Genomic DNA, 12,073 nt, shown 5'->3' with positions numbered 1-12,073 from the left:
AGTATCAATGGGGGGGTAAAAATGATGAAAAATAGCAAATTTCCTAAGGTTGCTCTAAGCATGGGACTTCTGCTGGGAGCAGCTGGGCCAATCGGTTTTGACCCGGTTGTACAAGCAGAATCAGGATCGAATGCCATGAACGTACTTGCGGATCTTTCGAAAGAACAGCGTGAAGCACTTGATAAATTAGAGGCCAACCGAACATTGAGAGGACTTCAATTGTCGAGGGAAATAGATTTAAAAAGTGAAGAAGATATAACCGTTATTGTCGAATTTGAACAGCTTCCTGCAAAAGCAGAGCAAATTCAAATGTCCCTCAAGGGTGAAGAAGTTTCTCTTGAAAAGGCAAAGAAAAAGGTGGAAGAGTCCCATAAAAAATTCAAAAAAGACCTGGATGAGAAGGTCGTAAAAAAGACAAAATCCGGGAAAGATAACTACGAGCTCAAACACTCCTATAAGAATGCGTTTAATGGAGTGGCCATCACTCTACCAGCCAATAAGGTTGAAAATCTATTAGACTCAAACGTTGTAAAAGCTGTATATAGCGAATTAGAGGTTCAGCTCACTCCTCCACCTAAATCAACAGTGGAAGAAGGGACAACGACCAAAGTGGATAGTATTCCCTTCATGAATATCGACAAGTTACATAAAGAAGGGTTTACAGGTGAAGGAGTGAAAGTTGGGGTTATTGACACAGGGATCGATTATCATCACCCTGATTTAAAAGAAGCATACAAAGGTGGATATGACTTTGTAGACAATGATGATGACCCGATGGAAACAACGTATGAGGATTGGGAAGCGGCTGCTGGATACCCTGAAGTAAACCAAGGTAACACATACTACACAGAACACGGGACCCACGTATCAGGGACAATCGTTGGCCAAGCTGAAAATGATTCTGATTATAAGGTAATAGGAGTGGCCCCTGATGCAGAATTGAACGTTTATCGTGTACTGGGCCCCTATGGAAGTGGATCGAATAGCGCCATAATCGCCGGAATAGACCGTGCTGTTGCAGACGGGATGGATGTCATTAATCTATCTCTCGGAGCACAGACGAACAATCCATTAGATGCTTCAAGCTTAGCGGTGGATAATGCCGTTTTAAGTGGTGTGACGGCAGTCGTAGCTGCCGGGAACTCAGGGGATCTCGGGAATAGTACATTAGGTTCACCGGGTGCTGCCGCACTTGCTTTGACAGTGGGCGCAAGTTCTGCTCCATCTTTTGTCACCACTTATGATGGTGCGTTTTCAGCAGAAGGTAAGGAGCTGGACGGAAACCTTCAATTAATGACCAATAAATGGACGGATGAGTTTAGTAAGCTACAGGGACAAAGTTTTGAAATGGTTGAAGTGGGAGAAGGCGGACCAGCTGATTACAACGGAAAAGTTGTCAATGGGAAAGTAGCCTTTGTTGCCAGAGGTACATATGCCCTCATTGAAAAAATGAACTATGCAAAACAAAATGGCGCGGTTGGAGTTGTGATATATAATAACAATCCAGACGAAGGCCATATTCCACATTATCTAGGTGAAAGTAACGATAATATCCCTACTTTTTCATTATCAAACCATTCCGGATTAGAAGTAAAAGAGCTATTTAAGGAAGGTACACCTATAATCACTCTAGGTGAAGCAGGGCGGGCAGAAATCAGTGGAGACGAGCTGGCTTCCTTTAGTTCGAAGGGCCCGTCAGGAACGTTATATGATATCAAGCCAGAAGTGACTGCACCGGGAGTGAATATTTTATCAACCGTTCCCGCTTATGTTCAAAATAAAGAAGATACTACGGATTATTCGCATGCCTACCAACGATTATCTGGGACATCAATGGCGTCACCTCAAGTGGCTGGTATTGCAGCATTGTTACTTCAGGCACATCCCGGGTACACGCCAAGTGATATTAAATCTGTGTTAATGAATACCGCTGATCCCTTGAAAAATCAATATAGCGTATTTGAGGTGGGAGCTGGAAGAGTAGATCCAATGCAGGCGATCCACTCTGATACAATGATTTCTGTTCTGGATGAAACGCCATTTATTGAAAATGGGGAAGAAATCATCATCCCGGAAAAAACCGGTGCCCTAAGCTACGGTTTCATACCGATGGGGGATGAACACATCACCAAAACAACGAATCTATCAATCACAAATAAAAGTGATAAAAACAATAAATATGACATCTCCGTTGAGTATAATATCGGAGCGGAAGCATCAGGATCACTCGATGCGGAGAAAAACAGAGTAAGGCTGACTGTTCCCGACTCGATTAAAGTAAAGAAAAATAAAGAGGAACGCTTCAATGCATTCCTTACGATTCCGAAATCAGCCCAAAAAGGGACATACGAAGGATATATTGTGCTCAAGAACCAAAAGAATCCTGAAGAAATCTACCGTATTCCATTTGGAGCAAAAGTCGTGGAGGAAGGAATTAGCTACTTTGAAGTATATACACCGAGTATTTCAACAAACCGTGTAAAAAATTCTTACAGCAGAAAGGCGACTGATCTTGATTTCAGGTTAAACTCGCCAATGGAAAGGTTGGACTGGGTATTAGTCGACCAAGAAACGAAAGCAGAATTGGGCTGGATTACAGGAGTGAATGCAACAGGAGCGGCTATTGACTATGATTATTTCATTGATGATGGATTTGCAGGGTATTATTACCCGCTAACTGGACATGAAAAGAAGCCAATCAGCTATACAAAAATAAGGGCAGAAGATGGTATATATGAAGTCAAAATGATCGGTACGACGAAAGATGGCAGACAGTTTGCTAAAACGTCGACAATTAGCCTTGATAATGGCGCGCCGAAAATTACCTTTGATGAGACAAATGCCCTGCCGAAAGGAGATCTTCCAATTGTTGAACTTCCAAAAGGCCAAGATACAGTAACATTATCAGGTACAGTGGTGGACCCGGAAATGAGTGAAACCCAAAAAGCAGGTATGTCACTAACTCCGGCAAGTAACAACATATGGTATGGTCCAACAGGCCCGAATTACCAACTTGAAGTAGATGAAAATGGAAAGTTTTCAAAAGAATTAAATGTCGGAACAAACTCCATAAGGGAAATGCAATATCTTGGTGCAGATTATGCAGGAAATACGGCAATGCCAAAGGTTGTTTATTATGTGAATGAGGAATCACAGTTTGTTTTCGCACAACCAGATAAAGATTCGTATCAGATGGGTGACGAAATCAAATATACCTTCTATGCTAATAATCTGAAAAATGCCCAGCATTTATCTATGACCTTCTATTATCAAAATAAATACTTTGATGATTCTGTTGATTTCCAATTGGGGGCTGATCTGCCAGAAGGTTCAGAATTAGTAGAGACAACGACTACTCCAGGAACTACCAAGACGATAATCGATATTACTATTCCTGACGAAGGAGTCTCTGGGGATGTTGTTTTATTTGAGGTCGTAGTAGATACCAGTGCAGATGAGTTTAGAAATGTTTATTCACCACTGTTCAGTAACTCTACAATGCAGGTGAATCATGGTCCGAGAATTCAAACGAAGATCGGACTTCATCCCATTTATCCGGCGTTTTCAAAGGTGGATGCGGGATATTTAGGTGCAGAAGGACTGCTTACAGACAAAGGTGGAATGGACCACAGTAGAGATTACTCGACTGTAGGAGCAACTCTTCAATTAAAAGATACAAAAGGGACCATTTATCCAGCGAGATTAGAACCGAATGGAGTCATTTACTTCGACAAACTCCCAATAACAGAGAAGAAATATACTATGATCATCGATATCCCAGGACACTATACGACATATACCCCGCTTGAGGTTGGACGAGAAGAGAACGGTATAAATATTGGAGAATGGATTTCTTATAGAACAGCCGTATCAAAGCCTGGTGATATTAATAAAGATAATGTCATTGATATCCATGATGCATTACTGCTGCAAGGGCACTGGGGAACAGACTATCGAAATACTGATATAAACCTTGATGGGACGACAGATGAGCAAGACTTTACACTTCTTGAAAAGTATTATTTATCAGAAAATGAATTTGTTCTTGATACACCCGATCCTCAATCTGAAGTGAATGGCAAAACGATAGACACGATTAAAGATGAATTGACCATTAATCCTTAACAGTTTCTTTCCACAACATCTTGGTAATCATCCAGAAAGGGTAGTCCATTAAAGGACTACCCTTCTTAGTACTTTAGTTGGTGAAAATACCCTATGATTTCAATGAATCTTGAGTAAAAAATTCAGTTGGGAGTGGTAACGTTGAGTTCAGGGATCTTAATAAAATTTTATAGAGAAAAAAAAGAACTAACACAAGAAGAACTGGGAAAAGGGATATGTTCTGTTACACATATTAGTAAAATTGAACGTGGAAACACACAATATTCCCCTGAAATCACTCATTTGCTAAGTAAGAAACTGGGGATTGACCTTGAAAAAGAAATGCAATCGCTTCAGAAATATGAGCGCTTACTTGATCAGTGGCTTGATAGTATGGTGTTACAGCAACAAAGTGAAATTGAGAGATTAAAGAATGAGGTAGAAGACAATTCATTATTCCTTATTCAATCTGTGAAAAATAAGTATTTCTTATTGCAATCAAGATACTACCTTTTGCAAGGAAACATAACCCAAGCAGAAATCCTTCTGAATAAAATGAAAAAACACCATAAAGAATTAAACGCATATGAAATTCACTTGCTTCATCACCTTTTGGGAATCACAGAAGTACTGAAAGGGGACTTCAAGAAAGCACTGGAGTACCTGCTTGAAATCAATGAAAAAGAATATTTAAATCATGAGTTTTTCTATCAAATCGCCATTGCCTATCATAACCTTCATTTTAAAGTAAAGGCTTATTACTATAGTGAACTAGCCCTGGATTACTTCAGGAAAACGAATAATTTTAAAAAAGTCATTGATGCTGAAACGATCAAGTTGATAAACGAAGGAAGAAACGAACTTTGGAATTTTGAAGATCTCGTTGATCGATATAATCGATTAATAGCACAATGTGATATTCTCAATGAAACCTCTAAAAAGGCGGCTTTATTAAGCAATTTGGCTTATGAACACTCCTATGCAGGGGACAATGAGAATGCGAAAAAGTATTATGAGAAGACATTATCTTTACTGGGAAAAAATAAAAACTCTCCTACCTACCTTAATAATCTGATTGGGTACGTTTATTGCTGTTTACACATTAAAGAAGATCAAGACAAACAGCAACTCAAGCAATTAATTGAAATAGGCAGTCAAATCGCAAAGGACATCCATGATCAAAGCAGCTATCAATTCTTCAAAATGCTTCGTTTATTATTTGAGAATAAAAAAAAGCAGTACTATCAATTTATTGAAGAAAAGATCATTCCTATGTTAGAGGAAAAAGGAAAACATCAACAATTACAAACATATGAAAAGACCATGTATCAGCATTATTTAGACGAGGGAAATCAAGAGAAAGCTCTCCAGTATGCGGGTAGGTTGGTTCAAAAATGTTAGAGGAAATTTATACTTTGGAGTCGTCTCCAAATTAAGCAAATAGGAAGGCGTGTATTTCGTAAATAATCCCAAAATTAGAAAGGGAGAGTCGATAATAAAAGTGGCGAAGTCGATAATATAATTCAAAAGGCGATAATATATAGTCCCAACTCGATAATAAAACCTTCAAAGTCGATAATGAAATTTGAAACTGAGTAAAGGTAGAATAGAATTCTTTCCAGACCAAGGATACAGGAAAAAAGTACCTTGGTTTTTTATTTTCAGAAGCAAAACCTCTACTAATCCCTTATAAAAACAGAAAGAGTGGACGTTATCATCAAGGCCACCACCATTTTAATTCTAATCAGTAGACTTAACCCACAGTAAATTTACAATAGGTGCCTCCAACCGACAAAATTGGGGGAAGGAGATAGTGATATAAGACTGGTTATTCTGTCACGTTCAAGGATTTTTCTTAGGAGAATATAGACTTCTTCCATTTTAACACCAGAGAATGTTAGGTAATAATGCCTATTCCCCTGGAAGTTCCTCCCCCTGCAAACCCCAATACACCAAGTCACCGAGCTATGTAATAATATAAATAGAAATCAGAATCTTAACGAAATTCTGATTAGAATAGGACTTTTTTTACTTCCATCTGAAATTACACACAACACAACCAGAATAGAGGGTGAGATATGGAGCAGGTAGTGAAAATGGTCAAAAAAGCCATACCAATCGTAATCTTTTTACTCATCATGATGATCATCGGTTCCATCTTCATAAGCCTGAACAGCAGTAAACCGCTATCCCTTTTTGGATACAAGCCGCTGACCGTATTGTCGAATAGTATGGCTCCTACCTTTGAGGCTGGAGACGTGATCATTACCCGGGAGATGGATGCAGATGATCTTAAAGAGGGAGATATCATCTCCTATTACAACCAGGAGAAAAACCTGATTACTCACAGGATCACCTCCATTGTTGGAGAAGACGGCGTAAAGCACTTCTATACTCAAGGTGATAACAATAATACGGTGGATGAAGATGTTACAACAGCAAATGAAATCGTAGGGAAGGAGCTCTTTCATATTCCAAATATGGGTTTTCTTTCTCAATATACGAAAGGCCCGATGGGTTTCTTGCTATTCATCATTGTTCCATTAACAGGGTATGTGTGTTTAACGGTTTATGAAAGAATCAAGCAGAAGAAGAAGGAAGAGGAGTTTACCAAATCATAATAAATAATGGGGGATTGACATGTTTAAGTTGAAGAATGCATTTTTAGGAAGCGCTTTAGTAGGAGCAATCGTAGTATCTGGAAGCTTTGGTACATATTCTTGGTTCACATCCGAGACAAATGCCACAGGAGAGATCACAAACGGTACATTAGAAATCAACAACTCACAAGACATGGAAACAAAGATCATCGAAGCTACTGGTTTTGCCCCTTCTCAATTAAAGTACGGTGAATGGTTAAAGATTGAAAACACAGGTGATATGGATGCATATCTTAAAGCTACCTATAACCAGTCTCTAAGTACAGATGTACCTTTAGATGCTTATAAAGTGGGGTATATCGCTTATAAGTTCTCTGAAGGACAAGAAATGACAGACGACATCCTGGAAGAATCAAGAATCTACTTAGATGAGTTATTCAATGGGACAACCAATGAAGTAAAATCTATGTCCAAAGCGATCGCTCCTGGAGTTGAAATGGTTGTCGGATTTGTAGAGGAAGAAGAAGTTCAACCTGGTGCAAAAGGCATGAGCGGGAAAGCCAAGATGGTACTTGGGGATGGTTCTAAAGAAGGCGAGAAGCATGAATTCTGGCAATTAAATGATGACCAATATATTGATCTTTCTTTCGCAATCAAACTCGACGAAAAAGCTGGTAATGAGTATCAAGGAGTTACTTATACATCGAATTTGAATGTAACAGCCAAGCAAATGGATGATGGAGCAAAAAACTAAGGTATCCCTAAAATAGAATAACTTCGTGAATAACGTTTGAAAAGGCAATCGATAGGAGACAATCCTGATAGATTGTCTTTTTTTTAACTCTTAACTAAAGGAGATCAAAAGTTAATGAAGAAGTGCTACTGGAGTGTCCTTTTCCTGGTCTTTATGATGTACATGGGAGGATGTCAGGAGAACGTAGGGGAAAATACCTATCAAATCGGGGAAGAGGCGGTGAAAGAAACTATGAATTCGTCAGTCAAAGTTGATCCATCGATTAACCTTTCAAGTGAGAAGGTTGTTTCCGTTATTATTGAGTTTAAGACAAAACCTGCACAAATCGCCGTTTTAGAAGCAGAAGCTCAAGGCGTGGATATGACCTTGGAGAAAGCCAAGGAACACGTTGAACAAAGTCATCAGGCTTTCGAACAAGAACTTCATGCCTTCCTGGATGATAATGAAGTAAAATATCGAATCAAACACAGGTATAAGACAGCCTTTAATGGGGTGTCAATAGAATTACCGGCAAATGAAATTAAGAGATTAACGGGGTCTTCCGTTATTTCAAAGATTTATCCAAACCAGGAAATCCAATTGGATCCTCCTATCCAACCTTCAGATCAAATGTAAAAAAGATAACCGGCACACCTTGAATCAGTCTGGTGCGCCGGTTATCTTTTTTCTCTAATTTTAAAAGCTACAATCATTTTCGGAAAATAGTATAAAAAATGTGAGAGAAATCGGGAAAATAGATTAGGTATTAAGAATTACATCCGTCTTCGTTCTATTGCTAAATAATTGAAAAATTTTCAAATATGCAAGAACTAGTGTGTAAATTTCATTGAAATGTATTTTGTGGAGTGAAATTATCAGGGTGTTGAGAAAAAAGAACTAGGTAAATAGTTCTGGTGTGGACGGATGGACATCCACTGAAAACCCCAATTTTTTCATGATCACTTACTAGTATAATAGAAATAGAACCTATATTAAAATAAAAAATCAAAAGCGTTGGAACCGTTGTTTGGATGAAATGAACCAACTTATACTACATCACCCTGGAGGTTAAAGCATGCATATTGGGACATTTATTAAGTATTATAGGATCTTTAAGGGGATGACCCAAAAGCAGGTGGGAGATGGGATCTGTACCCCTGGGCATATCAGTAAGATTGAAAGCGGACACTTACAGATTACGGAAGATAAAATTAAATTGTTCAATCAAAGGTTCAATATTAACGTTGAGAAAGAGTTAAAGGCGTATAAAAAATTACAATTAGATTTGGAATTGTGGCATGATGTCATGATCAAGCAGGTAAACGGAAAAATTGAATTATTGAAGGAGACCATCGAACAAAATCCCTTAACCAAAATTGAAACCCTGAATGGCACCTTTAAGCTACTGAAAGCAAGGTACTTTATCATGAAAGGGGAGGTAAAAGAAGCTGCATTCTATTTAAGTCAGTTTTCTAATAAGCGTCTGTCCTTCCATATGTTCGAATACGATTTTCAGTTATACTATCATATAAAAGGCATGTATGAGCTTGCAAAAGGAAATCCACATACAGCCCTGAAGTATTTGGAGAAAATAGATCGAGATATTTATTCAAACCCTGAAGCCTACTATTATATGTCAGTTTGCTACCATGATCTTGGGCAGTATGACAAGTCCCTGCATTATAGTCAGCTGGCTCTGAACTATTTCAAGGAAACGTTTAATTTTACAAGATGTGTAGACGCTGCTACGATTCAGTTGGTAGCGGAAGGCAGAAGCGAAGAATCGAGTCTGGCCTCGTTGGTAGAGAAATATGATGAGTTGATCCAACATTGTGATAATCTCCATGATCATAGGAGAAAAGCCGTTCTTCAACTGAATTTAGGGAATCTTTATCGAGATGTCTTTGATGATAGAAAGGCAAGAGATGCATTTCAAATGGCATATGGATTATTGAAGCATGAGTCCGATAAAGAAATGTATGCAAACAGCCTTTTTGGTTATATTGATAGTTCCATGAATGTAGACGGTTCCGCAAATAATGAAAAATATGCAAGTTTAGTAGAAGAGGGACAGGCATCTGTGAGAGATATGAAAAATCCCTGTATGGAAACTTTCTTTACAATGCTTGAGATCAGGGTCCATGAGGGAGAGCAAGCATATTATCAATATATAGAGAATGTCATCATCCCCCTATTGAAGGAAGAAGGGAAATACGCTCAGTGTAACTATTACATTCAAAAACTCTACATTCATAATCAAATGGATGGGATAGAGGCAAAAGGAAAAGAATGCGTTTTAAGCTGACGGTTATATGAACAGAAATTACAGTAAAGGAGTGGTTTGATGGAAAACCCGGATCGTTTAATTTCTTCATTTGATGAGGTGACATTAAGTGATTATAAGATGCCCATCATCTGTATTTATTCCAGCCCGCAAGATTATCAAGGCATGTTTGTAGCAAGGCTATTCGACGTGAATCAACCGACTCATTATATTTTGATGAGACCTACATTAGAAGCAATCAGAAGTGAAATTCCCGAACGTTTCTCAATCGTTCCGAAAGCAAAAGAGGAAGATCCGAGCATTGTCGAGACATGGATTTAATTCAAAGTAAAATGAGACTTGGACAAAAGTGTTTTAGTCTAAGTGAAACTCGAACAAATCTGCATCCTAGTATTTAGATTTGTTCGGGTTTATTATTTATTTTCGGACCACTTGATTTTAGCTGTTTCCAGCGGTTGATTGGAGTGCAAGACGAAGACTCCTGCGGGAAAAGTAGCTTATGTGAGACTTGTCCAGCTATAGGGCTTAGAGGCAAATGTCATAAGGCAGATCGTCCATGAAGGCAAAGAACGCCTTCAAGGCCGCTCCGCCTTATGCCAACCGCCTCTGAGCGAAGCCCCTCCCGCTTTTCTACCCGCAGGCTTGCCGAGGAGGCTCACGGGCTACCCGCGGAAAGCGTAGTCTTGCACGGAAATCATTAGCGGTATTAAGAACCGACACTTCTATTATTCGTCTTTATACCGTGGTTTTTTAGTTTTGCCCAGTCTCTTTTACGTATTTTCATTGGCAGAAGGGTAGAATTTACTTTCGATTTTCTTATATTCCCCAAGGTTTTCAGTTAAGCGTGCCAGCTTATGAACTTCTTGAAGAAGAAACGTTTTATCTAATTCATAAATGACCTCCCTTTCAATATGATCAATGGTATTACAGGCAAATTCCCAGATGTCCTTGTGTTTGGATGGCTGGATGGATTCTGCAATGAGCGCCAGTGCCCGCACAATGTCAGTAATGATTAAATGATTGTCTTTAGCATAATGTCGAATATAGCCAAACCCGCGATACAGGTAATAATCAAATGCTTCGGACTGGAGAATGACCCGGACTCTTCCTTCCCGGTCGATCAAATAAGGAGTGAAGGATAAGTGATCCTCCACCGTCAGCATAAGGTCAGCCATTTGATCAATCGTATTAGAGGCCGTTTTTGGATCATCATTCCCGAGTGCTTTGATTGCAACTTCAGCCAGCTTGTGAATCCCCATTTGCAGGTCCTGGATTTCGGTTTCTTTATGTCCCATTTCAATGAAAGTGAGATAGAAACCATCCGAAATATCGTTTGTCTCAGGTCCCCAAATACTCATGATTTTATTGCCGGCCAATATATAATCTCCTACTTTGTAATGAAGCTGAATGATGAGGTTATCCTGCATAGCCCGTTCGATTATTCCATGGAAATCGATTAACTGAATATACCCTGATTCCCTTGCCTGTAAGTGAATGATGTTCTCCTTCTCTTGTTCCATAAGGTCGCCATTTTCTGTTGTTCGATGGGTTTCTAAATCATTTTTTAACGTCTGATTGATCATCACTTCAGAAACCTGCTTCATATTGTACGTAATATTGTGCACCTGCATCCATGTGGAAGCATGGTTAATGAAGAAGATAAATGTGACAGCAGTAAGGAATGCAAGTCCGATCGTCATGATCGGAGCAGCTACGAACAGTTCTTCCTTTGAATCTCCGATAAAAAGAAAGAGGAGCAAGACATATACAAAACTGCCATTAAAAATTCCGAGGGCATGCTGTGTTTGTTTGTCCGAAATGAAGTCCAGGAGCATCCTGGGGGAAAATTGACCACTGAACATTGTGAGTACAACGAGCAGTGAATTCAAAGTGAAAGCACTGAGCGTCAGGATAGCCCCGATGAGTGTACTGACAAGCATGCGTGTAACAGATGCATCCATACTTAAGAAATCGGATGTATACTGAGAGATGTCGGCATACAGATCTATATAGAGGGTGAGTGCGACAAGCAGTATGGAAAAACAAATATAAAAGAACGGCATATACCATATGGTCAGCCGTATCTCACGCATTCTCTGCCGTTTGGACATAACCACATATTTTCTGATGGATAGTGGAAGCATTTTCTTCAACATAATTGATTTGTTTCCTTTCAAATAATGGGATATGGATTAGTTTTCCCTGCCAGAACATGTTAAAACGTCTCTTTGCAAAATAGATTTATAGGTTGTTAGACGATGCTGAATTTCAAGTAAACCGGTAGGAAATATAATCGCCTGTGACATTTGAAAGAATTTTTAAAAAATACTAAAAATAGTATTGACGAGGGAA

8 protein-coding genes are annotated in these 12,073 nt (G+C 39.0%); 7 read left to right on the top strand and 1 reads right to left on the bottom strand.

The annotated features are described in order from the left end of the window. Positions 1-24: 24 nt before the first annotated feature. From RSX31_RS15145 to RSX31_RS15115, 7 genes are all read left to right on the top strand, one after another. Positions 25-4,125: a S8 family serine peptidase gene (locus tag RSX31_RS15145; protein ID WP_315635064.1), complete on the top strand. Its 4,101-nt coding sequence runs from the start codon at positions 25-27 to the stop codon at positions 4,123-4,125. A 141-nt stretch (positions 4,126-4,266) separates the two neighbouring features. Next, a complete protein-coding gene (locus tag RSX31_RS15140) occupies positions 4,267-5,505 on the top strand; it encodes a helix-turn-helix domain-containing protein (protein ID WP_315635063.1) in 1,239 nt (412 codons plus the stop codon). A gap of 677 nt (positions 5,506-6,182) precedes the next feature. Next, positions 6,183-6,725 carry a signal peptidase I gene (locus tag RSX31_RS15135; protein ID WP_315635062.1) on the top strand — a complete coding sequence of 181 codons (543 nt, stop codon included), beginning with the start codon at positions 6,183-6,185 and terminating at the stop codon, positions 6,723-6,725. Between the two features lie 19 nt (positions 6,726-6,744). Then, positions 6,745-7,458 (top strand): hypothetical protein, encoded by a 714-nt coding sequence (locus tag RSX31_RS15130; RefSeq protein ID WP_315635061.1) that lies wholly within the window; start codon positions 6,745-6,747, stop codon positions 7,456-7,458. Between the two features lie 114 nt (positions 7,459-7,572). Continuing rightward, entirely contained in the window at positions 7,573-8,073 is a 501-nt protein-coding gene (locus RSX31_RS15125; RefSeq protein ID WP_315635060.1) for a protease inhibitor I9 family protein, read from the top strand. A 439-nt stretch (positions 8,074-8,512) separates the two neighbouring features. Next, a complete protein-coding gene (locus RSX31_RS15120; protein WP_315635059.1) occupies positions 8,513-9,742 on the top strand; it encodes a helix-turn-helix transcriptional regulator in 1,230 nt (409 codons plus the stop codon). 39 nt (positions 9,743-9,781) lie between these two features. Next, positions 9,782-10,042, top strand: coding sequence for a hypothetical protein (locus tag RSX31_RS15115; protein ID WP_282138516.1), 261 nt, complete (start codon positions 9,782-9,784; stop codon positions 10,040-10,042). Between the two features lie 449 nt (positions 10,043-10,491). On the opposite strand, the gene RSX31_RS15110 is transcribed toward RSX31_RS15115, so the two are convergent. Then, positions 10,492-11,877: a DUF2254 domain-containing protein gene (locus RSX31_RS15110; RefSeq protein WP_315635058.1), complete on the bottom strand. Its 1,386-nt coding sequence runs from the start codon at positions 11,875-11,877 to the stop codon at positions 10,492-10,494. Positions 11,878-12,073 lie beyond the last annotated feature (196 nt).

The sequence above is a fragment of the Rossellomorea yichunensis genome, from assembly GCF_032337515.1.
Lineage (GTDB): Bacteria > Bacillota > Bacilli > Bacillales > Bacillaceae_B > Rossellomorea > Rossellomorea yichunensis.
Note: the sequence above shows the minus strand (reverse complement) of the source record. Positions and strands in the feature narration are given on the sequence as shown.